22 protein-coding genes are annotated in these 24,449 nt (G+C 60.0%); 6 read left to right on the top strand and 16 right to left on the bottom strand.

The window, feature by feature from the left end:
- Positions 1–61: 61 nt before the first annotated feature.
- Positions 62–2,122, bottom strand: coding sequence for a methyl-accepting chemotaxis protein (locus tag RMQ97_RS04790; protein ID WP_413659713.1), 2,061 nt, complete (start codon positions 2,120–2,122; stop codon positions 62–64).
- 320 nt (positions 2,123–2,442) lie between these two features.
- Between RMQ97_RS04790 and RMQ97_RS04785 the strand changes: the two genes are divergently transcribed.
- Positions 2,443–3,525 carry a malate/lactate/ureidoglycolate dehydrogenase gene (locus RMQ97_RS04785; RefSeq protein WP_413659712.1) on the top strand — a complete coding sequence of 361 codons (1,083 nt, stop codon included), beginning with the start codon at positions 2,443–2,445 and terminating at the stop codon, positions 3,523–3,525.
- A 3-nt stretch (positions 3,526–3,528) separates the two neighbouring features.
- Here RMQ97_RS04785 and RMQ97_RS04780 read toward each other — a convergent pair whose 3' ends face one another.
- The gene (locus RMQ97_RS04780; RefSeq protein WP_413659711.1) at positions 3,529–3,954 is read right to left on the bottom strand and encodes an organic hydroperoxide resistance protein; all 426 of its coding nucleotides are present in this window, start codon (positions 3,952–3,954) and stop codon (positions 3,529–3,531) included.
- A 138-nt stretch (positions 3,955–4,092) separates the two neighbouring features.
- On the opposite strand from RMQ97_RS04780, the gene RMQ97_RS04775 reads away from it, so the two are divergent.
- Positions 4,093–4,545 (top strand): MarR family winged helix-turn-helix transcriptional regulator, encoded by a 453-nt coding sequence (locus RMQ97_RS04775; RefSeq protein WP_413659710.1) that lies wholly within the window; start codon positions 4,093–4,095, stop codon positions 4,543–4,545.
- On the opposite strand, the gene RMQ97_RS04770 is transcribed toward RMQ97_RS04775, so the two are convergent.
- The 4 genes from RMQ97_RS04770 to lpdA form a co-directional block, all read right to left on the bottom strand.
- The gene (locus tag RMQ97_RS04770) at positions 4,542–5,030 is read right to left on the bottom strand and encodes an acyl-CoA thioesterase (RefSeq protein WP_413659709.1); all 489 of its coding nucleotides are present in this window, start codon (positions 5,028–5,030) and stop codon (positions 4,542–4,544) included. The two genes, RMQ97_RS04775 and RMQ97_RS04770, sit on opposite strands and share 4 nt — an antisense overlap.
- A gap of 44 nt (positions 5,031–5,074) precedes the next feature.
- Positions 5,075–5,815, bottom strand: coding sequence for a hypothetical protein (locus RMQ97_RS04765; protein WP_413659708.1), 741 nt, complete (start codon positions 5,813–5,815; stop codon positions 5,075–5,077).
- A 138-nt stretch (positions 5,816–5,953) separates the two neighbouring features.
- On the bottom strand, positions 5,954–6,355 hold the full coding sequence (locus tag RMQ97_RS04760; RefSeq protein WP_413659707.1) for a hypothetical protein: 402 nt from the start codon (positions 6,353–6,355) through the stop codon (positions 5,954–5,956).
- 24 nt (positions 6,356–6,379) lie between these two features.
- A complete protein-coding gene (lpdA, locus tag RMQ97_RS04755) occupies positions 6,380–7,813 on the bottom strand; it encodes a dihydrolipoyl dehydrogenase (protein ID WP_413659706.1) in 1,434 nt (477 codons plus the stop codon).
- A 291-nt stretch (positions 7,814–8,104) separates the two neighbouring features.
- Between lpdA and RMQ97_RS04750 the strand changes: the two genes are divergently transcribed.
- Positions 8,105–9,643 (top strand): aldehyde dehydrogenase (NADP(+)), encoded by a 1,539-nt coding sequence (locus RMQ97_RS04750; RefSeq protein WP_413660017.1) that lies wholly within the window; start codon positions 8,105–8,107, stop codon positions 9,641–9,643.
- A gap of 156 nt (positions 9,644–9,799) precedes the next feature.
- On the opposite strand, the gene RMQ97_RS04745 is transcribed toward RMQ97_RS04750, so the two are convergent.
- From RMQ97_RS04745 to RMQ97_RS04735, 3 genes are read right to left on the bottom strand one after another with little or no spacing between them, the layout of a single operon-like run.
- Positions 9,800–11,068 carry a dihydrolipoamide acetyltransferase family protein gene (locus RMQ97_RS04745; protein WP_413659705.1) on the bottom strand — a complete coding sequence of 423 codons (1,269 nt, stop codon included), beginning with the start codon at positions 11,066–11,068 and terminating at the stop codon, positions 9,800–9,802.
- Between the two features lie 3 nt (positions 11,069–11,071).
- Positions 11,072–12,085, bottom strand: coding sequence for an alpha-ketoacid dehydrogenase subunit beta (locus tag RMQ97_RS04740; protein ID WP_413659704.1), 1,014 nt, complete (start codon positions 12,083–12,085; stop codon positions 11,072–11,074).
- A 2-nt stretch (positions 12,086–12,087) separates the two neighbouring features.
- On the bottom strand, positions 12,088–13,317 hold the full coding sequence (locus tag RMQ97_RS04735; RefSeq protein WP_413659703.1) for a 3-methyl-2-oxobutanoate dehydrogenase (2-methylpropanoyl-transferring) subunit alpha: 1,230 nt from the start codon (positions 13,315–13,317) through the stop codon (positions 12,088–12,090).
- Positions 13,318–13,593: 276 nt separating this feature from the next.
- On the opposite strand from RMQ97_RS04735, the gene RMQ97_RS04730 reads away from it, so the two are divergent.
- Both RMQ97_RS04730 and RMQ97_RS04725 read left to right on the top strand, forming a co-directional pair.
- Entirely contained in the window at positions 13,594–13,899 is a 306-nt protein-coding gene (locus tag RMQ97_RS04730; RefSeq protein ID WP_413659702.1) for a hypothetical protein, read from the top strand.
- 141 nt (positions 13,900–14,040) lie between these two features.
- On the top strand, positions 14,041–14,520 hold the full coding sequence (locus tag RMQ97_RS04725) for an Lrp/AsnC family transcriptional regulator (RefSeq protein WP_413659701.1): 480 nt from the start codon (positions 14,041–14,043) through the stop codon (positions 14,518–14,520).
- Here the strand turns inward: RMQ97_RS04725 and RMQ97_RS04720 are convergent.
- Both RMQ97_RS04720 and RMQ97_RS04715 read right to left on the bottom strand, forming a co-directional pair.
- Entirely contained in the window at positions 14,517–15,578 is a 1,062-nt protein-coding gene (locus RMQ97_RS04720) for a YARHG domain-containing protein (protein ID WP_413659700.1), read from the bottom strand. The two genes, RMQ97_RS04725 and RMQ97_RS04720, sit on opposite strands and share 4 nt — an antisense overlap.
- 188 nt (positions 15,579–15,766) lie before the next feature.
- Positions 15,767–16,957 carry a thiolase family protein gene (locus RMQ97_RS04715; RefSeq protein WP_413659699.1) on the bottom strand — a complete coding sequence of 397 codons (1,191 nt, stop codon included), beginning with the start codon at positions 16,955–16,957 and terminating at the stop codon, positions 15,767–15,769.
- A gap of 114 nt (positions 16,958–17,071) precedes the next feature.
- Between RMQ97_RS04715 and RMQ97_RS04710 the strand changes: the two genes are divergently transcribed.
- Positions 17,072–17,518 carry a type II CAAX prenyl endopeptidase Rce1 family protein gene (locus tag RMQ97_RS04710; protein WP_413659698.1) on the top strand — a complete coding sequence of 149 codons (447 nt, stop codon included), beginning with the start codon at positions 17,072–17,074 and terminating at the stop codon, positions 17,516–17,518.
- A gap of 3 nt (positions 17,519–17,521) precedes the next feature.
- Here RMQ97_RS04710 and mnmA read toward each other — a convergent pair whose 3' ends face one another.
- From mnmA to RMQ97_RS04685, 5 genes are all read right to left on the bottom strand, one after another.
- Entirely contained in the window at positions 17,522–18,742 is a 1,221-nt protein-coding gene (mnmA, locus tag RMQ97_RS04705) for a tRNA 2-thiouridine(34) synthase MnmA (protein ID WP_413659697.1), read from the bottom strand.
- Between the two features lie 110 nt (positions 18,743–18,852).
- On the bottom strand, positions 18,853–19,176 hold the full coding sequence (locus RMQ97_RS04700) for a hypothetical protein (protein ID WP_413659696.1): 324 nt from the start codon (positions 19,174–19,176) through the stop codon (positions 18,853–18,855).
- Between the two features lie 86 nt (positions 19,177–19,262).
- The gene (locus RMQ97_RS04695; RefSeq protein WP_413659695.1) at positions 19,263–20,177 is read right to left on the bottom strand and encodes a flagellin; all 915 of its coding nucleotides are present in this window, start codon (positions 20,175–20,177) and stop codon (positions 19,263–19,265) included.
- Between the two features lie 12 nt (positions 20,178–20,189).
- Positions 20,190–22,328 (bottom strand): flagellar hook-associated protein FlgK, encoded by a 2,139-nt coding sequence (gene flgK, locus RMQ97_RS04690; protein WP_413659694.1) that lies wholly within the window; start codon positions 22,326–22,328, stop codon positions 20,190–20,192.
- A gap of 1,093 nt (positions 22,329–23,421) precedes the next feature.
- Complete coding sequence (locus RMQ97_RS04685; protein WP_413659693.1) at positions 23,422–23,628, bottom strand: hypothetical protein; 207 nt, start codon at positions 23,626–23,628, stop codon at positions 23,422–23,424.
- Between the last annotated feature and the right edge of the window lie 821 nt (positions 23,629–24,449).

The following is a 24,449-nucleotide window of genomic DNA, read 5'->3' as shown; positions in this document are numbered from 1 at the left end:
CAAACCGCCCGCAGCTGGCAAGCCACGGGCGGTCATGTTTATCAGTTTGAGCTGCAATAAATCAGGCGCTGCGAACATCGGTCAGGAAGCGATCGACCTGATCCTTCAGCGTGGCCGACTGACGCGACACCGCGAGAGAAACCTCGAGCACCTGACCCGCACTCTCGCCTGTCTCGGCAGCGGCCTGGTCCACTTCCTGGATGTTGGAGAAGACATCACGCGTGCCGTCAGCGGCTTCCTGGGCAGATCGGGTGATCTCACCCGCTGCAGCACGCTGTTCCTCCATCGCCGCGGCGATAGCGGTGGCAATCTCGGACATCTCGTGGATCGTACCCCCGATCGACGACATGGCGTCAACCGCCTTGTTGGTCGCGGCCTGGATGCCAGTGATGTGTTCGGAGATGTTCTGTGTCGCTGCACCGGTCTGCGAGGCCAGGGCCTTCACTTCCGAGGCCACAACCGCGAAGCCCTTACCGGCTTCACCTGCCCGCGCCGCCTCGATCGTGGCATTCAGGGCCAGAAGATTGGTCTGTTCAGCGATATCATTGATGAGGCTGACAATATCGTCGATGCGCTTGGCTGCATCATCGAGACGCTGCACATCTCCATTGGTTTGTTCGACCTGATCCACCGCATTCCCGGCAATCTCGGTAGAGCGCGTGATTTGCTGGCTGATCTCACCAATGGACGACACCATTTCCTCAGCCGCTGCCGCCACAGTCTGGACGTTTTGCGACGCCCCTTCAGAGGCTTGCGCCACTGCAGCCGATTTGCCTGTTGTCGAGGCCGCCGTCGAGCTCATGGCACGCGCGGAGGTTTCCATCTGGTTTGCCGCTTCACCGACCTGGGTTAGAGCCTGGTTCGACGCGTCCTCGAAGGCCTGGATAAGGCTTTCAATGGCGGCGGAGCGTTTTTCCTTCATGCGACGTTCTTCTTCCGTCTCCGCTTCCAGACGTGCGCGTTCGATCGCGTTCTGTCGGAAAACGTCCACGGAGCGTGCCATGTCGCCAATCTCATCCGGTCCCGGCTTGAAGCCCAGATTGACGTCGGCATTGCCTTCGGCCAGTGCGCTCATTGTCGTGGCCATGGCAGAGATCCGCTTGAGGAGCGTCTGGGAGACATAGAACCAGCCAATGGCAGCGGCGACAGCCAAACCGACGATCGCAATACCGATCATCAAAACCCGACCACTCACGACAGCAGCACCGGCGCTATCGGTAGCCGCATGGACACCGGCTTCCACCTCCGACTTGAAGGCGGAGACCACGGTCATGAGTGCCTCGGTCGAATAGCTGGCCTCTTCAGCCACCATCTCGGCCTGGGCCATAGCCGTCAGCTCAGCCTTGCGCAGTTCAAACAGACCATCCGTACCTTCACCAAAGGCGAACAGCTCTGCAGCCTGGGCCCGCATCTCATCCGTGACGACATCGCCCAGGATCACAAAATTGATATCCAGCTCAGCAACCGCCTCATCATAGACGTCATAGATTGCGTCCACTTCCGTATTGGACGCCGCCACCGCTGCGCGGTTGAATTCAATCATGATCTGATTGGCGGCCAGCATGGCGCGCAAGAGGCTTTCAATATCCGCTTCATCACTGCCATCGAGCGCCGTTTCGATGCCGGCCGTCAGATCGGCACGGGCGGTCTGGGCCAGGCTCATGCGATAGCGGCTGCGATCCCGCAGATCCAGGCGTGTATCCACGACATCATTTTGGCGATCTACCAGCGCAGCAAGCTCGGCAGCAGCGGACTCGAGCTCGGCGGTCCGTGTGTCAGAACCACGAACGGCGGTCAGCTCGGCAAGCGCCGCATTCAGATTATCACGATAAACCGTCACGCGCTCATAACTGTCGAGGCGTCCTTCCACCGTATTGGCCAGGGCGAGCGTACCCAATCCTTGATAGAGGCCGGTACTCGCTTCACTGACCGCGTCCACCGCAACCGTTTCGGGGATGGAGCGCTGGGCAATCGTCTGAACCGCCTCATTGGTCGAGTTAAACCCGGTCACCCCGACCAGCGCAGCGATCAACGTCATGAGGGACGTCAACCCGAATGCGGCAAGCAGGCGGAATCGAATGCTCGTGGTGTTTTGCAGGATTTTTGCGAGTACAGCGTTCATCAGTACGGCCTCAACAACATTTTCGCCACGGACCCAGCCCGAGTCCGTTTATGGTTTACGCAACGCTAGACCTTCGTCGTAAATGAAACCTTATTGGCGCACGCAGCTTTCGGTGGACAGGCCAGTTTTTACGCTTGAGTATTTGTTTGAATTGGAAAATTTTCTTCCGCAGCCTAAACAACTTGGCCGTTTTTGGTTCATTGTCGGGACGAAATGCTGGCCCCATCCTGTTCGATAAACCAACCCAAAGAGGCATTTGGGGGTCAGTTGCAATGCTGAGTCATCCAGTTTCACTCTAAAGCCTCGCAAACGGACACGTCATGACGCTTCAACGTTACCCAAGCGATACTCTAGTTGAGTTTTCTAAAAAGACGCTCACCGGAATGGGGGTGAGTAGTAAAACAGCACTGGACGTCAGCACTCATCTTGTAGAGGCAAATCTAACGGGTCATGACAGCCACGGAGTCGGTCTTCTGCCCGCCTACTTGGACCATATTGACGGAAGTCAGGTCGATATAGCCGCACATCCACGCGTCATCCATGAAACGTCCGTCCTGTTGCAAATGAGCGGCGAGCGGGCCTGGGGCGCGCCTGCGGGACAGGATTTTGTCTCCCGCCTGATCGGCAAGGCAAGCGAGACCGGCCTCGCAGCCGGTACGCTGGGTGATGTTCACCATCTCGGCCGGATCGGCGCCTATGCCGACACCGTTTCCGATGCCGGCCTGATCAGCCTGCATTTTGTAAATGTGACGGATCATGCGCCCCTGGTCGCCCCGTTTCGGGGCTCCGACGCCCGTTTTGGCACCAATCCCATCTGCATCGGATTTCCGCCCACGCCGCATCGCCCGGCCTTTCTGCTCGACATGGCCACAAGCTGGATTGCGCTCGGCAAGGCTCGCGTCGCCGCCAATGCCGGCAAGCGTGTTCCCTTTGGTGCCATCCTCGACTCTGATGGACGCCCGACCGATGACCCAAGCGGCATGAGCGGTTTTGAGCTTAACGGCGCCCTGGCTCCGCTGGGTCGACACAAGGGATATGGTCTCGCCTTTGCCTGTGAGTTCCTCGCAGGCCTGCTTTCGCGCAGCGGCACGATCCAGCCCGACAAGGCCCGGCAGGACGGCATCCTCAATTCCATATTCTCCATCGTGCTCGACCCGGCCGCGTTTGGCGATGTCGACTGGATGCAGACCGAGATGGACGCCATGGCGGCCTATGCGCTGGCCTCGCCTCCCATGGACTGGGACAGTCCGGTGCTCTATCCCGGCGACCCCGAACGCGCTCTGAAGGGCAAGCGTCTGCGCGAAGGCATACCGCTCGATCCCGCGACCGTCGACCAGCTGAACACGGCCGCCGGCAAGGCCAACAGCCCGGTCCGGCTCGAAACCGGACCGGAGGGACATTGAAGATCAGACCAGGCTCAGCTCAACATCGATATTATTGCGCGTCGCGTTAGAGTAGGGACACACTTGATGCGCCGCTTCGACAAGCGCCTGGGCCTGGCCTTTATCGATGCCCGGCAGATCGACAGCCAGAGCGATAGTCAGACCAAATCCGCCCTCGGCCCGCGGACCAATCCCCACAGTGGCCTCAACACGCGCATCGGCCGGCACGGCCACACCCACTGAACCCGACACGGCTTTCATCGCGCCGATGAAACAGGCCGAATAACCTGCGGCGAACAATTGTTCCGGATTGGTGCCCTCTCCGCCCGCGCCACCGAGCGCTTTCGGTGTCGACAATTCCAGTGTCAGCGCGCCGTCATTGGTCACGGCAACACCCTCGCGCCCGCCGGTCGCGCTTCCTGTGGTGGTGTAAAGAACGGATACCGTCATGATGTTTTCCTTTTCATATCGCACGCGCTTTAATCGCGCACGATATATCTAGCATCCCCTCCCTCCAGTTCAAGCGCTTGCGAACAAATCGCGCGCGACTTATTTACACAGTCCTGACCCATCCGCGCGAGACACACCATGACGGCCGAATTCAATCCCACGCTCGATGACATGCTGTGTTTTGCCATTTATTCGGCCCACAACGCCTTCAATCGTTTTTACAAACCGATGATGGACGAGCTGGGCCTGACCTATCCGCAATACCTGGCCATGATGGCCCTGTGGGAAGGCGATGACTTGCCGGTCAGCGGGCTGGGGCGCCGTCTGGGACTTGAATCCAACACGCTCACCCCTCTGCTCAAACGCCTTGAGGCACAGGGCCATGTCCAGCGGGTGCGCGATCAGGACGATGAACGTCAAGTGCGTATCCGGCTGACCGATGCCGGGCGTGCGCTGCAGACCCGGGCCAATGACATGCTGGCCTGCGCCTTTGAGGCCACCGATATGGACGAAACAGCGCTGCGTGCGCTCAAATCCCAGATCGATCGCCTGAGCACCACACTGACTGCGGCCCGCCAGAGCCCGAACTAGACCAGATCCGTCAGCCCGAACACGTCGAGAGTTTGCGCGTCAATGCGCAAGGGCTTGCGCGTGGTGCGATCCAGTCGGCACCACTCTGTCAGCGCACGAGCAGAAAACCGCTTGGCGCCAGGCTTGCGAATATCGACATGGCGCTCGAAACGCGGCCCTCGATACTGGCCCAGCCAGGTCCGGATCTCGGCGGTCTGACCCGGCTCGATTGGATCGCGATACTCGATCGTATGTTTGAGCGCGATCCAGACCTCGCTGTTCACCCGGTCAGCCGGGGAGATCAGGTGCCAGTGAGTCACGGCCATTTCCTGAACCCATTTGAGATAGACGACATTATTGACATGGCCCAGCGCGTCGAAATCCTCGGCTTGCGGCTCGATCTCGCGCATCAACGCGGTCTCGAACGAGATACAACCCCGCCCCTCGCCGGGGGCCAGTGTGCCCGGATCAATAATGCCTGTGAGTCCGAATAATGTGTCGGCCATGTCTGCTCCTCATATCGAAGCAGCAGTATTCCAGATGAGACCCGCTAGCCAAACGTGTCCGTCGCAGCAAAAAGCTCATAGTCATCATACTCAATTGGACGATCACCCAGGCCATCAAAATAATCAGCCAGAGCCGTTTCACCCAGAAGTCGCGCCACATCGGCCATGCCGCGCACGCAATCATCATAGGCGCCCAGAATATAGCGGTCATTGAACCGGGTACGAAAATCACTCTCCGCCGATTTTTTGAAAGAGGCCATGATGCGCTGGGTTTCCTGCACCTTGATGCCCAGGAGAGCGGCATCCTGCTTGGTTTCCTCCAGCTTGCGCACCAGGGTCACCGGGGTATCGCCGCTTGAGGAGACATCGAGGATGGGTGATTCACGCCGCACATCATCTGAGGTCCGCATGAGCGCATCGATCAACACCTGCAAATCGGATTGCATGAGATGGGCAAACACCACCAGACGACCGCTCTCGACCGCCTGGTCCCGGTTTGCCGGATCGACACGGATGATGTGAAACAAGCGAGTCGCATTCTGTGCGAATTCCTGTTTGAGGAAATCTTCCATTCGCGCGGCCTCGCGACGTCGGCGAATGCGCAGATAAAAGGCGGCCAGCACGAAGATCAGATAGATCTCCGCCAGCAGGATAGCGACTTCCGTCATCACCTGCCCCGGATCACCGCTGCCCAGCGCGATGAACAGGAATACCACCACAACGCCGCCCAGAATGACCCAGAACGAGTTCAGCAACATCGTGAACGAGATTGGAAAAATCTTCACCGGCCTACCCCCACGCCTAGCCTGCCGGTCCCCCACGCCCGACACGGACACAACCGTAAAGGGCAGGCAAAAGGGAGTCCAACAGATTCAAACGACCCGGTCGTCACAAAGCCATGACCGGTTCGGCAGGTGCTCCGTCTAGAGCTCGCCCTCTTTCAGGCCCAGCGCGTGCGCCAGAACATTGAGGGCATTCTCTTCCTGAGGCGTGACGGTCTTGTCTGTCACCACGGCCCGGCGCGCAGTATCGGTGATCGCGCGTCTGGCCAGGGCATGCGCCTTGAGCGCGGCCACCTGTTTGAGCGTATGGGCGGACGCCTTGTCATAATCGGCCTCGAAAGCCGCCTGGGCAGACAGGGCGATCGTGTCCATTTCGGTCGCTGACAGGCCGGTAAACTTAGCCGTATCGATCAGACCGCGACGCAATCGGATCTCTTCCGATTTTTCAAACCGACCATCAGAAATTGTGACCAACAGGAACGTGCCCGAGATTGCACACACAATCTGCTCCGCCTCGCTGCCTGGCTTGTAAAACTCGCTCATGACGCGCCCTTCAATGTCCGGGAGTTATTTTTTCTTCGGGGCGGAGATGTGGATGGGGTGCCCCAGCGCCGTCAAGGCCGATTCCAGGAAACCTTCCGTCAGGGTCGGATGAACATGGATCGTGCCCGCAATATCCTCAAGCCGTGCCCCCATTTCAATCGCGAGCGCAAACTCACCCGACAGCTCGGAGACATGCGTGCCGACAGCGTGAATGCCGAGAATCACGTGATCGCTCTCGCGTGCAGTGACGCGAACAAATCCGCCATCCGTTCCGGCCTCCATGGACAGGTAGCGTCCGGACGCCGCCAACGGGAATTTGCCGGTGATCACGCTCTCACCGCGGGCCTTGGCCTCGTCCGGCGTCAGGCCGACACCCACAATCTCCGGCTCGGTGAAACACACCGCGGCAATGGAAACCGGATCAAATACACGACGGTGACCGGCAATCAGTTCAGCAACCATTTCACCCTGGGCGGTCGCTTTATGCGCCAGGAGCGGTTCACCGACGACGTCACCAATGGCCCAGACATTGCGCATGCCGGTCCGGCATTGATCATCGACCTTGATGAAACGACCATCGACCAGATCGAGCCCCATGGTTTCCAGACCCCAGCCGTCCAGACAGGCCTTGCGTCCCACCGCGACGAGGATTTTGTCGGCCGTAATGGACTGCGCCTCGCCCTTGGCATCGACATAGTCGAGAATAGCCTGTCCGTCGGACATACGCACACCCTGGGCCTTGCACGACAGGTTCACATCCACCTTGTGCTTCTTCAACCACATGGTGATCGGGCGGGTCATCTCCTTGTCGTAGAGCGGAAGAATACCGTCCGAGGCCTCGATGAAGGTCACCTGGGTGCCCAGTTTGCGGAAGGCAATGCCCAGTTCCAGACCGATATAGCCTGCGCCCACGACGACCAGCGTTTCGGGACGTTCCGACAGGTCCAGCGCATCGGTCGAGCCAATAACGTGATCGCCGAAAGGCAGGAAGGGCAGCTCGACCTCAACCGAGCCGGTGGCCAAAATGACGTGTTCCGCGGTGATTTCCACCTCACCGTCCGGCGTATCGACCACACAGGTCTTGGCATCCGTGAAACGGGCCCAGCCATTGATATGCTCAACACCAGCCGCCTTGATCAGCTGGCCGACCCCCGAGGTCAGTTTGGAAACAATGCCATCCTTCCATGAGACCAGTTTGCCCATGTCCAGCTTGGGCGCCTCAGCCAGGGAGATACCCAACGCATCCTCGGAGGCATGACGGGCCATGTCCTCATACTTGGTCGCCGCGTGGATCATCGCCTTGGACGGGATGCATCCGCGATTGAGACATGTGCCGCCCAGGCCATGCTTGTCGACAATGATCGTGTCCAGTCCGAGCTGGCCGGCCCGAATAGCAGCCGGATAGCCTCCCGGGCCACCGCCAATGATTAGGACTTGGCAGGAACGTGTCGACATCACGGAACTCCTTGGAAGATGAGTGCGATAAACCGATGGGTTTCGGCACAGGCTTTAGCCTCTGCCGCGATTAATGGAAAGCCCCGACCCTCACTTCCCGGGGCCAGCTTGCCCGTCATTCAAACACGCTTGCATGAAGACCGGGCAGGATTGTATCCAATTTGACTTGCGTCCTCCGGGAGGGCCTATTAGATGAGGCATAGGCAGAACGCGCGAGCCCTGCCGCCACAGGCATTGTTTGGCCCCGGTCCTGATGGTCAGGACACGCAGGGCTTGTTCCCGGAAGAGGCGATCATGATCACAGGAAAACATCTCATTGCAGGCGAATGGAAAAATGGTAGCGCTATCTTTTCCAGTGAACCCGCGCATGGACCGGCCCGCGAATTTGCCGCTGGCTCGCCCGAACTGGTCGACGAAGCCTGTCGTGCCGCAGAAGATGCCTTCTGGTCCTACGGGTATTCCTCCCGCGAAGATCGCGCCGCATTCCTGAACACCATCGCCGACGAGATTGATGCACGCGGTGACGACATCACCGAGATTGGCAGCCAGGAAACCGGTTTGCCGGAAGCCCGCCTGATCGGTGAACGCGGCCGGACTGTTGGCCAGCTGCGCCTGTTCGCTCAAACCATTCTGAATGGTGACTATCTCGACCGCCGCCATGACGAGGCCCTGCCGGAGCGCCAGCCGTTGCCGCGCCCGGACCTGAAGCTCGTCCAGCGCCCGATCGGACCGGTCGGCGTGTTTGGAGCATCCAACTTCCCGCTCGCTTTTTCCACCGCCGGTGGCGATACCGCTGCCGCCCTGGCTGCGGGTTGCCCGGTTGTTGTGAAAGGTCACTCCGCGCACCCCGGAACGGCTGACGTAGTCGCGCAGGCCATTCATGCCGCCATCGTGAAATGCGGTGTTCATCCGGGTGTGTTCAGCCAGATCCAGGGCGGTGATCGTTCGGTCGGCGCTGCCGTGGTCCAGCATCCGCTGATCAAGGCTGTCGGCTTCACCGGCTCCCTGGCCGGCGGTCGCGCTCTGTTTGACCTGTGCGCCGCCCGTCCGGAACCGATTCCGTTCTTCGGTGAGCTGGGTTCGGTCAATCCGATGTTCCTGCTGCCCAACGCCGTCACGGCCCGTGGCGAAGCCATCGGGACAGGCTGGTCCGGTTCGCTCACCATGGGCGCCGGCCAGTTTTGCACCAACCCAGGCATCGCGGTGGTGATCGAGGGCGACGACGCCACAGCCTTCATCAATGCCGCTGTGGCCGGCCTCAAGGAGGTTGGTGCCCAGGTCATGCTGACCGATGGCATTGCCGCAGCCTACAAAAAGGGCCGCGACGTCATCCGCGAAACAGCCGGTGTACAAGAAGTCCTGACCACCACTTGCGATCTGCGTAACGCCACGCCTTACCTCTTCGTGGTTTCCGGCCAGGACTGGCTGGCCAATGAAGTGCTTGGCGAAGAAGTCTTCGGACCGCTGGGCATGGTCGTGACCGTGAAAGACGAAGCCGAGATGATTGCGATCGCCAAATCGCTGTCCGGTCAGCTGACGGCCACGCTTCACATGGACGAAGGCGATACCGATCTGGCCGGTCAGCTTCTGCCGGTTCTGGAACGCAAGGCCGGACGCATCCTGGCCAATGGTTTCCCGACGGGTGTCGAAGTCTCCCAGACCATGGTTCATGGCGGCCCTTACCCGGCCTCGACCAATTTCGGCGCCACCTCCGTGGGCACCATGTCGATCCGCCGCTTCCTGCGCCCGGTCTGTTATCAGAACCTGCCCGAAGCCATTCTCCCGCGCGACCTGACTGTTGCCGAGAAACTGGACCTGGAACCGGCCGAGTAAACAGCACACCCGTGACGTAGAGAAAGGCGGCTCCAGGGCCGCCTTTTTTGTCCGTCGCGATGGCATCGAGCGGGTGCGGCAATCCTCCATCCGCAAAAGAAAACGCCGCCCTCAAGGAGGGCGGCGCCTTGATGTCTGTCCCGACGTATCAGCAACTTACATGAACAATGTCGCCGGATTTTCCAGATACGCCTTCACGCGCTGGATCAGCATGGCTGCATCATAGCCGTCGACAATGCGGTGATCGAAACAGCTGGACAGGTTCAGAACCTTGCGTGCCACAACCTGACCATTGTCGTCGAAACGCGGCAGGGTCTGCATCTTGTTGACACCGATGATGGAGACTTCCGGCGCATTGAGGATCGGCGTTGTGACCAGACCCCCAATCGCCCCCAGCGAAGTGATGGTAATGGTGGAGCCGGACAATTCATCCTTGGTCGCCTTGCCATCCTTGGCAGCCTTCCCCAGACGCCCCAGTTCGGCCGCGATCTGCCAGATGTCCATGGCTTCGGCGTGTTTGATCACCGGCACCATCAGACCATTGGGTGTAGCCGCAGCGATGCCACAGTGCACGGCATCATGCTTGGTCAACAGCATGGCCTCGCCGTCAAAATGGGCATTGGCCTGCGGTGTCTCGGGCAAGGCCCGGGTCAGTGCCATCACCAGGAACGGGATAAAGGTCAGCTTGGCCTGGTCATCCTGCTTGGTCGCATTGAGATGTTTGCGCAATTCCTCCAGCGCCGTGACGTCGATCTCCTCGACATAGGCGATATCAGGAATGGTGCGCTGGGCATGACTCATATTATCCGCAATGCGTCGGCGTAGGCCGATGATCTTTTCCTCAGTCACAGCGGTGCGCGGAGTGCGCAGTGCGGACGAATGTCCACCGGCCCGAGAGGCCAGACGACCACCCGACGCGATGAAATCATCGAGATCCTCATGCGTCACACGACCGGCCGGGCCCGTGCCGGGAACCGTATAAAGATCCAGTCCGGCATCCATCGCCCGCTTTCTCACCGCCGGGCTGGCCAAGGGGCGCTCACCTTCGGCCCGAACAGCCACTTCCGGTGCCTTGACCGGTGCAACAGGAGCGACAGGCGCAGCAGAAGCTGTATCCGGCTTGGCTTCAGCCTCGCCGCCTGCTGCCGGTGCATCCGCAGACGCATCCTCGGCTGGCACATCGCCATCCACCGCGATGAACATGATCTGGGTACCCACGGCGATCACATCGCCCGGCTCACCCACCAGCTTGGTGACGGTGCCGTTCACAGCACACGGAATCTCCACCGTGGCTTTGTCGGTCATCACGTCCAGCACATGCTGGTCCTCGGAGACGGTGTCCCCGACCTTCACATGCCATTCAACGATCTCAGCCTCGACAATGCCTTCACCGACATCGGGCATCTTGTAGCGGTATTCGCTCATGGATCAGGCCTCCATCAGGTCGCGCATGGCATTGATAAAACGGGTCTGGCCCGGGAAGTAGGACCATTCATGTGCGTGCGGATAGGGCGTATCCCATCCCGCCACGCGCTTCACCGGAGCCTCAAGGGCGTAGAAACAGTCTTCCTGGATCTGGGCGGCCAATTCGGCACCAAAACCCGAGGTCCGGGGCGCTTCCTGGGCGACGATACACCGTCCGGTCTTGTTGACCGACCGAGTGATGGTCTCGATGTCGTAGGGGGCCAGGGATTTCAGGTCGATCACCTCGGCATCAATCCCGCTTGCCTCGGCAGCGGCCTCGGCCACATGCACCAACGTGCCATAGGTGATGATGGAGAGGTCATTGCCCTCGCGCAGCACCTCGGCCTGACCAAGCGGCACAGTGTAATAGCCGTCCGGGACCTCGCCCTTCTCATGCTTGCCCCAGGTCACGAGCGCCTTGGTCGGATCCCCATCAAACGGTCCATTATACAAACGCTTGGGCTCGAAGAAGATCACCGGATCATTGCTCTCGATCGCCGCGATGAGCATGCCCTTCGCGTCATAGGGGTTCGAAGGCATTACCACCTGAATACCGGGCACATGGGTGAAGAATGATTCCGGGCTCATCGAGTGCGTCTGCCCGCCTCGAATGCCGCCACCACACGGGGTCCGGACGACCGCGGGCACAGTGAACTGTCCTGCAGAACGATAGCGCAGGCGCGACATCTCGGACACGATCTGGTCGATGGCCGGGAAGATGTAGTCAGCAAACTGGATCTCGGCGACCGGGCGCATGCCATGCGCCGCCATGCCAATGGCAGAGGCCACGATGGCGCTCTCATTGATGGGGGCGTCAAAACAGCGGTCGAGGCCGTATTTTTCCTGAAGACCGGCGGTGACACGGAACACACCCCCGAAGTATCCCACATCCTCACCAAAGGTGATGACGCTCGGGTCTTTGTCCATCATGACATCAAGCGCGGAATTGAGCGCCTGGATCATATTCATCTTGGCCATGACTAGATCCCCAGATCCTGACGCTGGCGGCGCAGGCGCCAGTCCTGTTCTTCACACACATCCTCGAACATCGAGCTGACCGGCGACAAAGGCCCGTCATGCAGCGTGCCATGACTTTCCGCTTCCTTGTAAGCCGCGATCACCTGGTCGTTGAGCTCGGCCTCCAGAGCGTCATGCCGCTCCTGATCCCATTCACCCAGACCGATGAGATGGTTTTTAAGACGCTCAATCGGATCGCCCAGCGGCCATTTGGCCTCCTCGCCCTTCGGTCGATACCCCGACGGGTCGTCCGAGGTAGAGTGTGCATCGGCGCGATAGGTGAAGGTCTCGATCATCGTGGCGCCATGCCCGGCCCGCGCCCGCTCGGCCGCCCAGGCCGTCGCCGCATGGACGGCGAGGAAATCATTGCCATCAATACGCAACGAGGCCAGGCCATAGCCGATCCCCTTCATCGCGAAGGTCTGCCCCTGCCCACCGGCAATGCCCTGGAAGGTCGAGATGGCCCACTGATTGTTGACCACATTGAGGATCACCGGTGCCTTGTAGGTCGACGCCATGACGAGGGCGCCGTGGAAATCGCCCTCGGCGGTCGAGCCCTCTCCAATCCAGCTGGCCGCAATCCGGCTCTCGCCCCGATACTGGCAGGCCATCGCATAACCGACAGCCTGAGGAAATTGTGTGGTCAAATTGCCCGAGATGGAAAAGAAATTGCCTTCGGCCCAGGTATAGTGGACCGGCAATTGGCGACCCTTGAGATTATCGCGACTATTGGAGATGCAGTGGCACATCATGTCGACCATGTCGCGACCACGTGAGAACAAAATCCCCTGCTGGCGGTAGGACGGAAACACCATATCATCACCGGACAGCGCCATCGCCGCTGCAACCGCCACAGCTTCCTCGCCCGTCGACTTCATGTAGAAGCTCATCTTGCCTTGGCGTTGCAGCTTCAGCATGCGGTCGTCATAGGCGCGCGTGGTCATCATGTGTTTGAGACCTTCGCGCAGGTGATCTGCACTCAACTCCGGATTCCACGGACCGACCGCCTGGTGATTATGATCCAGAACACGAATCAGACCCGTTGCCAGATCTGCTGTCTCGCTGCCTTCCACATCGATATCCGGGCGACGGGCTTCGCCGGCCGGGGGAATGGCGATGTGAGAGAAGTCGGGCGTATCCCCGGGCCGGGCGTGCGGCGCGGGTACGTGAAAACGGGGGTCTGACTGGGTCATGGACTCTCGCTGGCTCTTGGGGCGACATTTCTGTCGGACGGTCCCTGCATGCGTTATGCAGGATGCGTGGGGGCGTCTAACGCGAATGGATAGGTCTTGTCTACACTTGGACGTCAGAGCCAATTTTCCAGTTCGCACCTGCAAAAAGACGAATGATTTTTGCGCAAGATCGACAGTTTTGCGAATTTTTAGCGCTCACTTTTCATTTGCTGCCTACCCTGTGCCCGATTAGTCTCATCGATGACAGGAATTGGGGGCGAGACGCAGGGGATGAGCATGTCAGATGAACCGAAAAAATCCGGGATCCGCCGCTTTTTGATTGGCACACTCATCACGTTGATGATCCCTCCGGTCTTGTTTGGCGGTTTTTTCTACTTTGTCGCGGGCAGCAATCCCATAACCTTGTTCTCCCAAATCGTGGGCGAACCCTTTGTGATAGGCTTCTGGCTGATCTTTGGCCTGTTTGGCGGTTTGGCCTCCCTCTCCAACACGCGCGGTCGGCGCTCCGGCGGAGGCGGTTGGGCCGGCGATGGGGGCTGGGGTGATAGTGGCGGAGATGGCGGAGGCGGCGGTGGAGACTGAGCTGCCGGATCGCGCCTGAGGCGTATTTGAACGAAGATTTTGCCTGCAGCATGCCCCATACATGGAAGAGACTGCCATTTCCGGGTTCGCAAAAGCCCAAGCTTGGACTAATTTCCTTCAAACACCGGATTTGAGGAAATAATGACCGCCCAACTCGACGCGATCGACGTCCGCATTCTCGAAGCACTCCAGGAAGATGCCGGCCGGTCTGTCGCCGATGTCGCCGATCTGGTGGGCCTGACCCCCTCTCCCTGCTGGCGCCGGATCCGCCGACTGGAAACCGAAGGCATTATCAAGCGCCGCTCCATCCAGATTGACCGCCGGGCCATCGGTTTGATGTTCACAGCCTATCTGGAGCTGAAAATCTCTCCGGCCCGCAAGGCCAATTACGAGAAGTTTGAAGCCGCGATCCAGAGTTTCGAGGAAGTCACCGAAGCGTGCACCATGACGGGTCCGTATGACTATCTGGTCAAGGTCGTGACCCGTGATATCGACGCCTACAATGATTTCGTCACCCACAAGCTGATTCCGCTCGACGTGGTGGGCGATTTCCGCACATCCGTCCAGATCCGCAATATCAAGGATGGCCGAGGACTGCCCCTCGGCCATATTGACGGCTAGCCCGCATAGTTCCAGGTCTCGATGGCAGACAGGTCCGGATCAAAGGTCTCGGAACTCACATCGCTGCGCCGTTCCAGATCGCTTACGCGATAGCGAAGATCGAACGGTTCGAAGACGAAATGATCATAATCGAATGCCGTCATGAAGCCTGTCAGATCGGCCTGGACGACAATTCCATCCTCGGTGACCCACAACTCGCCGGTCATATAGGGCTGAACCACCCATCCTCCGGGCACTTCGAACAGGAAACTGCCGTAGGAATCGACCGACTGGCTTAACAGCATACCGCGTTCCAGAACCGCTTCGCTGTCGGCACCGGGCTGATCCAGGTCGAGCATGATTTCCGGATAGGCATAGCCATTGACCGTCAGCACGCTCAGCGTCTCGCCCTCCCGTTCTGCCGGTCGGTTCTCAATGGTCACCAGATTCATGCGATCGAGCACTGAGGGCAGAGCCATCTGCATGGCATAGGAAAAGCCTTCCGATCCACCGCCCTCCAGGCTGGCCATCTCCACCCAGGTAGTTTCGGCCTCGCGGATCAGAACAAAACGGTCCGCGTCCAGCGCGCCTTCGCGCAAATGATTGCCCTGACCGATGAAATAGCCTTCACCGCTGGTCCGTTCATTGGCAGCCCATTGATAGTCCCACTCGATCCGGCCACTCCAGGCCATCGCCGTCTCGCCATCAACAACCGGTACCGGCGTCTCGCCGCCCAGAAACGTGCGGGCCCGCGCTTCGGCGACCTGCAGCATCTGTACATTGGCGGTCTCGATATCGCTCAGGGCAATGGCGTCATTGTCGGCAGCGGGCTCATACCAGGCCTGCGCCGCAAAATAGGTCGCCAGATCCTCGGACGAAAACACATAGCCATGGCGGGCAAAGATCTCGTTCCGGGCAAGACGCAATTGGGCGGCGTCCATATCCGTCACATCCGCGCCGGCCAGATAGGCGTCGCCGGATCCCGGCAGGATCATATCCGAGGCTCCGGAACACCCGGCCAGTCCGCACCCGCCTGTCAAAAGGCCCGCCATCATGCCGGCCACAACCAGTTTACGCATCTTTCCCCCCGATTACGCTCGCCTGATATCACTCCTGACGGTCAGCGTTACACGCCAAGCATGACAAAAAAACGGCCAGATCCGTGATCGCGCAAGAAAACCGGATGCGCGTGTGACCCTGGTCATGATCGAACGAAAAAGGGCGGCCCCGCCGGAACCGCCCTTCCAATCCGGTCAATCCGGCGTGTTTACTGAAGACGCTCGACGGCGACGGCCGTGCCTTCACCACCACCGATGCAGAGCGAAGCCACACCTTTGGTCTTGCCGTGTTTTTCAAGAGCCGCGAGCAGCGTCACCATGATACGCGCACCGGACGCGCCGATCGGGTGACCCAGCGCACAGGCGCCGCCATTGACGTTCACCTTGTCGTGGGAAATGCCCAGCTCTTTCATGGCGATCATGGGGACAACCGCAAACGCCTCATTGATCTCCCACAGATCGACATCCTCGACAGACCAGCCGGCTTTTTCGAGCGCCTTGCGCATAGCCGGCACCGGAGCCGTGGTGAAATAGGCCGGTTCATGAGCATGAGCCGCCGTCGCCGCGATCCGGGCGATCGGCTTGAGACCCCGACGCTCGGCCTCGGACTGGCGCATCATGACCAGGGCTGCAGCACCATCAGAGATGGCCGACGCATTGGCGGCTGTCACAGTGCCATCCTTGTTGAAGGCGGGACGCAGGTTCGGAATTTTTTCCGGCATCGCCTTGCGCGGCAATTCGTCGGTCTCGACCGTCACCTCGCCCTTGCGGGTCTTGATGGTGACCGGTGTGATCTCACGCTCAAAATCACCTTCATCCGTCGCACGCTGGGCGCGGGACAGGGTTTCCAGAGCATAGGCATCCTGCTGCTCGCGGGTGAACTGGTATTCCTCCGCGATCATGTCGGCAAACACACCCATCGGCTTGAACTCATAGGCGTCTTCCAGACCGTCCTGGGCCATGTGGTCCTTGACGGTGTCATGGCCGTATTTGAAACCGCCCCGGTGGGTCGGCAGCATGTGCGGCGCATTTGTCATGCTCTCCATACCACCCGCGATGATGATGTCCGCATCGCCGGCCATCAGGGCCGCGCGTCCCATGATCGCCGCCTGCATGCCGGAACCACACATCTTGTTGAGCGTGGTGGCTTCGGCGGATTTCGGCAGGCCGGCCTTGAGCGCCGCCTGACGGCCCGGGGCCTGGCCCTGACCGGCCATGAGCACATTGCCCATGAGCACCTGATCAACATCCTCGCCTGCCACGCCGGCTTCTTCCATCGCCGCTTTGACGGCGACAGCACCAAGCTCATTGGCAGATTGTGCGGTCAGCTCACCCAGCAGCCCGCCCATCGGCGTACGGGCCATGCCGACGATGACAACCGGATCGTCCTGTGCGCTCATTTCTCTCTCCTCTGGGATGTATTTTGGACGTAGTCTGCGCGCATGATGAGATCATGCGGCAGCGCGTCAAGCTTTTTCGCAATCGCAATATCGAGCCTCAAAACACCCCCGCACATGAAGCATGTGCTGCAACTGGCGGGGCTGTATGCGGTTTTTGCGATCATGGCGATGTATGTGGGCGAAGTTGAACACCTGTTCAAGTTTGGTTTTACAGATGAATGGGCTCCATTCATCATCACGGCGGTGGTTGCCATCGTCCTGCCCACCGCTCTCGAAGAGGTCACGTTTCGGGTCTTTCTGCCGTGGTGGGCCGGGAAACTCCTCTTGCGACCCCTGGCGGATCTTCTGGCTGTCGGCCTCTTCGTGCTCTGGCATCCTGTCCAGGTCTGGGCTGGACTGCCGCTGGCCCAGCCCCTTTTTCTCCAACCCGGATTCCTGTTGATCGTCGCTGTGCTGGGTGGCCTGTGTCAGTATGCACTCAGGCTCACCGGATCCTTATGGCCCGCCCTCGTCATGCACTGGCTGACTGTGGTGGCGTGGAAAGGCCTCCTGGCAGGCTAGACCTTAGCCAATCAGGGTGACTCGCCCCACACCGTCGAGGGCTTTGCCGCCGGTGGAGGTGATCCAGCCCCCGCCCAGCACTCGGTCCTCATTGTCTGGCGAATAGAAGACACAGGCCTGCCCCGGGGCAACACCGTCTTCACCACGCGCCAGAACCACTCCGATTTCGTCTCCCTCGACAGACAATGCGGCCGGAACGGGCGGGCGTGTTGAACGCACTTTCACCCGCACAGGCGCCCCGTCAACCAGCGCGTCATCGCCCAGCCAGTTGACCTCTTTCAATCGGATACGATCCACTTCCAGTGCTTCGCGAGGCCCGACGATCACCCGGGCCATCTCAGCATCCAGGCGCACCACATAAAGAGGATCACCGGCTGCGATCCCCAGACCGCGACGCTGCCCCACGGTATAGCGGATCACACCCTCATGCCGCCCCAGAACACGACCATCCACGTGCACGATCTCACCGGGACGCGAAGCGCCCGGACGCACTTTTTCCACGATGTCGACATACCGACCTTCCGGCACAAAACAGATATCCTGACTGTCCGGCTTGTCCGCCACGATCAGGCCGAAAGCTTCTGCCAGCTCACGCGTCTGGTCCTTGTTGAGATGGCCCAACGGGAAGCGCAGGAAATCAAGTTGCTCGTCCGTGGTTGCGAACAGGAAATAGGACTGGTCCTTACCTGCATCGGCGGCCCGGCGCAGCTCGGCACCTTGCTCTCCCATCACGCGTTGAATGTAGTGGCCGGTCGCCATGCATCGCGCGCCCAGTTGTTTTGCCGTCTCCAGAAGGTCGGCAAACTTCACGGTCTGGTTACAGCGCACGCAGGGGATGGGTGTAAAACCCGCCAGATAGGTATCCGCGAACTCCTCGATCACCGCTTCACGGAACCGGCTTTCATAATCGAGCACATAATGAGGAAATCCACAGCTCTCCGCGACACGCTTGGCATCATAGATATCCTGACCGGCACAGCAGGCGCCTTTTTTGGCAATGGCTGCGCCATGGTCATAGAGCTGAAGGGTCACTCCCACCACGTCATAGCCAAGATGATGGAGAAGGGCCGCGGTAACAGAGCTGTCCACGCCGCCCGACATCGCCACGACGACACGGTGATCGGCCGGATGGCCACCCAAGCCCAGCGGATCGCCGGACAGGTTCAGTCGGGACAGGAGGTCATCGACGGACGCAGACGCGCCGCCGGTCGGAAAATCAGTCATTTACGCCTCCAACGGGGTCAAGGCCCGGAGCAAACGGTGAATAGGAAGCGCGGTCTATAGGACAAAATGCGAAGATTTGAAAGCGGGCAACCGGGGTCAGGCGTGATGACCTAAACCGCACCACCCCCGTCTGCACCCGCGGCCCCAGCATCAGATCCAGCTGATCCAGCATCAGACCCGGCTGATCCACCCTCCACATCGGACGAGGATTTGCTCGCCGGAACGGGTGCAACCAAGCCGGACTTATCCGCCGCCAAACCGCGCTGCGCACCGTCTCCGAAAAACGCCCAGCCCAGACCGATCACAAGACCTGACAAACTGCCCAGCAAGACAAGCGGAACGACGTCCTGGCCGGTGATAAATGCATAAAGCGCCCCGACCGCTGCGAAAGTGACAGCGCCGGTGAGGGTCTTGATGAGCTGAAATGCACGCATGTGGATCTCCATGTGTCTGAACATGAAGAATAATCATGGCGCCCGCCTCATGGCAGAGGGATCCCCTCAAACCCCGTCCCGGCGTGTTAGCGCAGATAATCGAGCAGCGTGACCTGGCTCAGCGTAGAGAAAGTCCGCGCAGAGACCTCCAGAGCGACCTGGGCCTGTTCGAACTTCGTCACCGCTTCCGCCATGTCGACGTCTTCCAGATCCGCAATCATGATATTGAGGAAGATCTGCCGGTCCGCATGGGATTGCTTGATCGTGTCCACATTGGCCTGGGCATTGCCGTTTTGAGCGGTCTTAGCCAGCAGATTGTCGATCGCTGTGACGACATTGTTCATTTCGTTGATGAGGAAGGTCTCCTGCGGCCCCGGCAGGGGATTGGTGAAGGGACCATTGGGACCGGCTTCATAATCGGCAATCCGCTTGAAGATCTCGAAAATCTCCTGCCCCACTTCATCCGCCAGCATACCGGTTTCCACGGTCACGGTCTCATCCAGCTTTACCGAGGGACGTCTGTCGGAATTCTGGAACGCATCACCGGCCGTGGCCAGCGCCTGCAGGTCGTCCAGCGAACTGATGGTCAGTGGATTGGTGTCCGTTCGGGTTCCGCCAAAAATATAGCCGCCGGAATGACGCGCGCCGAGCGCGGTCACAACCTGGTAAAAGGCATCCTCGACCTGGCCATACACAAAATCGCCCTGTTTCTCCGTGACGGCGACACGCAGATCGGTCATGGAACTATTGATGCGCTCCAGCGCGATTTCCTGACTTTCAAGGAAGGACGCCGTTCGCGTTGCCGCTTCCTGATAGGCTTCAGATCGTGCCAGGGAGGCCCGGCTGGCAGACAAGGTTTCGGCCTTGTGTCCAATCCCTTTGAGATCCGTCGCTTTTTTACCCGTGGTCACCTGTTGCTGGGCGTCGAATACGCCCTGCTGGGCCCGCATGAGATCCATCAGCGCCGAGTTTTGAGAGCCATAAGTTGAAATACGCGGCATGGGTCAAACCTCCTAGACGATATTCATCAGAATATCGGTCATCTCATTGGCCGCCTGCAGCATGCGTGCAGACGCATTATAAGACTGCTGGTAAAAGGTCATCGCGGCGAGTTCCTCGTCGAGATTCACCCCTTCCACATCCAGTCGTTTCTGCATGGCGGTATCGCGCAGCACCTCGGCAGAACCGGCTTCGCTGACCGCCTGCGCGGCGCGAGCCCCGACACTGCCGGCGAAACGGGCGGCATAATTCTCAAGCGAGGTCTGGGTCGCTGACAGCGTGCCCGCAGCATTGAAATCACGAACCGAGCTGAACGCGTCCTGCATTTCGACGGCGCCGCGATTATCCCCCGAATTCAGCACAAAATCGCCTGCCACAGTCGCCGCATCGAGATCCAGCTTGCCCAGCGAAAGCAGCGAGCTGTCATTGCGGATCAGCGTGTTGACCTCAAAGATCTGGGCGCGCCCCGCCTGGGCGGACAGGCCAACACCAAACAGCTCCGAGAAAGAAATGCCCGAATTGGCGCGGTTGGTGGAATCTGATGTCAGATCGACGGAATACCCCTCGTAACCGACATTGGGCGTTTGTTGCAGCGTTCCATTCCCGTCCAGCGAGAAGGTGACATAGCGACCGACGCCATTAACCGGATCATTCAGTGCCGTAAGCACGTCGTTGAAGGTTTCACCGGCATTCATTGTCACCGAGATCTCGCGGGTCGATCCGCCATTGGGACCGGCAATCTCGAAACCAAGGAGGGTGCCCGCCGTAAAGCCGTGCGTATCGGCCCCGCTCATGCCGGTTTCGAAAAAGCCCGGCCGCGTGCTGTCGACCAGATCATTCAGGCCCAAAAAGTGCGAAAATCCTCGCCCGCCACGAGCGGAGGGATTGGCTTCATCCTGGATCAGGGCCACACCATCGGTCGCATTGGCTGCGGACAGGGTCAGCGCCCCATTGGTGAAACTGGCCGAGCCATTGGCCCCCAGCGCGCCATTGATCGCGGTCGTCAGACTGTCGACCGTATTACCAAGGGCCTGGGCAGCACCGCCATCCACCGACAGCGTGCCCGCATCAAAATCAATATCAATCCGGCTGACAAGGCTGCCATTGCTGCCGGTCACAGCCAGAGTCGTGGCACCCGTGAAATTGTGCAAATCCGTGCCTTCCAGGCCGGTATTGCGGCCCTCCAGCGTTTGTGGTGCCGGATAAGCGGCCGCATCATTGTGGATCCGGTTCAGCGCATCCGCTGCGCCCGCCGTCAGCTCTGCCAGTTCAAGGCCGATCTGGGTCAGCTCCGTGTCGCGCAAATCCAGAAGTCCGCGCAATTCACCGGACACGATATGGCCATCCAGCTCCGTGCTTGCACCATTGGGCAGGACCGCATTGATCGTCCCGTAATTCATGCCGAACGTGCCAGAACCAGCCGGAACATAGTTCATCTCGGCGACGTAATTGTCGACCAGCAGCACACCGTCACCGGTGCGAACGATTACCCGGCCATCCTGCTGGTAGTCGGTGGAGATATCCATGAAACCCGCCAGTTCATCGAGCAACTCGGCCTGGCGGTTGGTCGGTCCGGTCGTATCCCCACCATTGGAGGACAGGCTTTGAACGGACGAGTTCAGATGAAATATCTCATTGAGAATGACATTGGCGCGCGTGACCGTCGCAGAGATCTGGGCATCGGCCTCAAAACGCTGGGATTCAATCGTCTGTGAGATCCGCGACGCCTCATCCAAGAAGGACTGGATATTGCTGGCGGCCGACAATCGGGTGACGGACAGGGACGGATCCACACTGGCTTCGGAGAAACTGTCAAAGACAGTGTTCAATCGGGAGAACATCGACCCGGCATCATCCAGTCCACCCATCGAGCTTTGCAGACGATCGAGACTGGTGGACACCGTCGTGAACATGCCGGCGTCAGAGACTGCACCCAGATGCGCTGCCTGCAGGAACTGGTCAGCGATCCGCGTGACCCCTGCCACGTCGACGCCCAGTGCGGCACCGCCCATCGAGCGTGTCTGTAAATTGACAACCGACCGAGCATAGCCGGGCGTGTTCACGTTGGCGATATTATTGGACGATACCTGAAGCCCCATCTGGGAGGCATTCAGGCCGGACAATGCATTGCCGATCACACCACTCAAAGACATGCCGGACTCCTCAAGACGTTCACGCAATCACGGTTTGGGCGGAGAAATCTGCCGCCTGAACGGCAAGCCTTGCCGGGCCCGACAGCTCGTACGCCGCTGCCCACGCCGGGCAGGACCTTCGAGCAAGTGATTGTTTTAGCGTCTTTATTCATCAATCAAATCATTCCACAGGCGCGGCGTGCGCCTTTTACGTCACGGTTAACGTCGCAAGCGGCGGGCCAGTTTCAGATCGTGCACCTGTGGATGATGTGAGGGCCCCCGATTTCCTCGCCGGGGCGGAATGGGCCTACCTCGGCATATTCGTCCCCCCGGGCGGAAAAATACTCCCGAAAAACCAGATGTTTACGGTTATTACCGGGAAATTAACGCATAATTTCAGGTGGTTACAGATTTTTGCGGCTGGCATGCCGCTTGCGGGATAACCGGCGAATGAGTGCCACCTGTTTAACACGCCGAGTTTTATGACCCTGCTTGCTTCGTTCCTGACTTCTCACCCTGCCACGGCGGGTCGAGCATCCGCTCCGGCTTCCGCCGGGACGACGCCTGCGTCTGCGCAACGAACCGCGCAATCGACTCAAACGGCAGATCAATTGGCAAAGGACGCCGGTCAGACCGCGCCCACGGATGCGGAGACCGGAAACACCTCAACGACCGGTGTATTTGAGGCTCTTGTTGCACAATCCCAGTCCCGGCAGTCCGGCTCCACCCTGCCTGCGGGCCGTACAACGGCATTGCCCCACGCGACACAAGCCGAGGCACCGAGCGCCAACTCACAGGCCGACGCACAATCTGTGACGCCGAGCCTGCCGGGCACGCAGAAGCAAAGCCCCGCTACGACCGCTCCGGCCTCAACATCCCCAGCTGCAATTGCCGCTTCAGCGGGCGCCATGGCCACCCCGACGGCACCCGCCACAAACGGCGACGGTGCAGATGTCGCACCCAAGACCTCCAGCCCGACCGCCACCGTCGCGGCGGCGGCACAGACCACCACGCCGGCAAATACACCGGCAAAGGCACAGTCAGCGAACCCGGCAGAGGTAGCGAACCCGGCAGAGGTAACGACACCGACACAGGTAGTGACGTCGATAACGGCTCAGGCAGCACCACCATCAAAGGTCAACACTGCGGCAAGCGCGGACCAAACCTCACCAGTGCCCCAGCCCAGCACAAAACCCGCCTCGTCCGGTTTGGCCAAGGCGCCGGCTCCCGCTGCGCCGCGTGAAAACACGTCCACCGACCCGCTCCAAACCCGCCCCTCCGGATCAGCCGCCGCACCTGTGAGCGAGCTGACAGACGCCACTCAGGCGGCAGGAGAGGATGGGTCATTATCGGCGAGTGCACCTAGGACATCGCCGGATACAACACATTCGACCTCCCCTTCTCGGGTCAGTCCTCAGCACGTCGAAGCAAAACCGGCGCAGGTGGACCTGGCGAAGGAAGCCGTCGCACGCGCGTCGTCCGGAACGTCTTCTGATACAGGCTCTAAACAGGCGACACGTCAGACCGCTAGCCCGGCTCCTACTTCGGCCGCTGGTCCGGCAGTAACGCCGACCACGACTCCGGCAACTGCACCGACGAGCCCCGCCGTAGACCCGTCTGCACGTGTCGCCGCGACAACACGACAAGCGTCGGCACAGCCGCCCCAACCCACATCACCCACACCGGCTAACGCGTCGACACCATCGATCGCGCCAGCGGCAGGCCCCCCACAGACAGAGACGGCTCCTGCAGCAAAAGCCGCCAAACCAGTCACCACTCCGACGACGAGCACGTTGACGACGATGGCCACAGAGCGTCAGGCACCGCAGACTTTCTCGCCCGTTACCGACGCGTCGGACGCATCGGTCACACCCACAAACGGTGCGCCTGCCTCAAACAGCGCAACAACGACACCGGCGCCGACTGTCATTCCGAGCGCGGCACCCGCCAGTCCGCAAACGCCTCAGCCCGCAGCCTCAGGCAGTGCGACCCAAAACACGGGGACGGGAACGCCTGAGCCTGCTTTGGCTCAAGCCAACGCCCAAGCGCCGGTAAAGACACCCGTCACGCCACCCACCACGACACCCGTTCAGGCACAGCCCGCCACGCCCGCCCCAGCATCAAATGCTGCGGCTCCGGCGA

Origin of the sequence: Maricaulis sp. D1M11, from assembly GCF_047308265.1 — a bacterium.
Classification (GTDB): Bacteria; Pseudomonadota; Alphaproteobacteria; order Caulobacterales; family Maricaulaceae; genus Maricaulis.
This window is presented reverse-complemented; position numbering and strand designations above follow the sequence as displayed.

Coding starts and splice junctions, on each gene's coding strand:
- RMQ97_RS04760 (WP_413659707.1), bottom strand. CDS start 6,355: ATGAGCGAGTTTTACAAGCCAGGCAGCGAGGCGGAGCAGATTGTGTGT.
- RMQ97_RS04790 (WP_413659713.1), bottom strand. CDS start 2,122: ATGAACGCTGTACTCGCAAAAATCCTGCAAAACACCACGAGCATTCGA.
- flgK (WP_413659694.1), bottom strand. CDS start 22,328: ATGTCTTTGAGTGGTGTGATCGGCAATGCATTGTCCGGCCTGAATGCC.
- RMQ97_RS04720 (WP_413659700.1), bottom strand. CDS start 15,578: ATGCGTAAACTGGTTGTGGCCGGCATGATGGCGGGCCTTTTGACAGGC.
- RMQ97_RS04745 (WP_413659705.1), bottom strand. CDS start 11,068: ATGAGCGAATACCGCTACAAGATGCCCGATGTCGGTGAAGGCATTGTC.
- RMQ97_RS04700 (WP_413659696.1), bottom strand. CDS start 19,176: ATGCGTGCATTTCAGCTCATCAAGACCCTCACCGGCGCTGTCACTTTC.
- RMQ97_RS04715 (WP_413659699.1), bottom strand. CDS start 16,957: ATGAGCGCACAGGACGATCCGGTTGTCATCGTCGGCATGGCCCGTACG.
- RMQ97_RS04770 (WP_413659709.1), bottom strand. CDS start 5,030: ATGGCCGACACATTATTCGGACTCACAGGCATTATTGATCCGGGCACA.
- mnmA (WP_413659697.1), bottom strand. CDS start 18,742: ATGACTGATTTTCCGACCGGCGGCGCGTCTGCGTCCGTCGATGACCTC.
- RMQ97_RS04725 (WP_413659701.1), top strand. CDS start 14,041: ATGACCGCCCAACTCGACGCGATCGACGTCCGCATTCTCGAAGCACTC.
- RMQ97_RS04695 (WP_413659695.1), bottom strand. CDS start 20,177: ATGCCGCGTATTTCAACTTATGGCTCTCAAAACTCGGCGCTGATGGAT.
- RMQ97_RS04735 (WP_413659703.1), bottom strand. CDS start 13,317: ATGACCCAGTCAGACCCCCGTTTTCACGTACCCGCGCCGCACGCCCGG.
- RMQ97_RS04750 (WP_413660017.1), top strand. CDS start 8,105: ATGATCACAGGAAAACATCTCATTGCAGGCGAATGGAAAAATGGTAGC.
- RMQ97_RS04740 (WP_413659704.1), bottom strand. CDS start 12,085: ATGGCCAAGATGAATATGATCCAGGCGCTCAATTCCGCGCTTGATGTC.
- RMQ97_RS04775 (WP_413659710.1), top strand. CDS start 4,093: ATGACGGCCGAATTCAATCCCACGCTCGATGACATGCTGTGTTTTGCC.
- RMQ97_RS04780 (WP_413659711.1), bottom strand. CDS start 3,954: ATGACGGTATCCGTTCTTTACACCACCACAGGAAGCGCGACCGGCGGG.
- RMQ97_RS04730 (WP_413659702.1), top strand. CDS start 13,594: ATGTCAGATGAACCGAAAAAATCCGGGATCCGCCGCTTTTTGATTGGC.
- RMQ97_RS04710 (WP_413659698.1), top strand. CDS start 17,072: ATGAAGCATGTGCTGCAACTGGCGGGGCTGTATGCGGTTTTTGCGATC.
- RMQ97_RS04785 (WP_413659712.1), top strand. CDS start 2,443: ATGACGCTTCAACGTTACCCAAGCGATACTCTAGTTGAGTTTTCTAAA.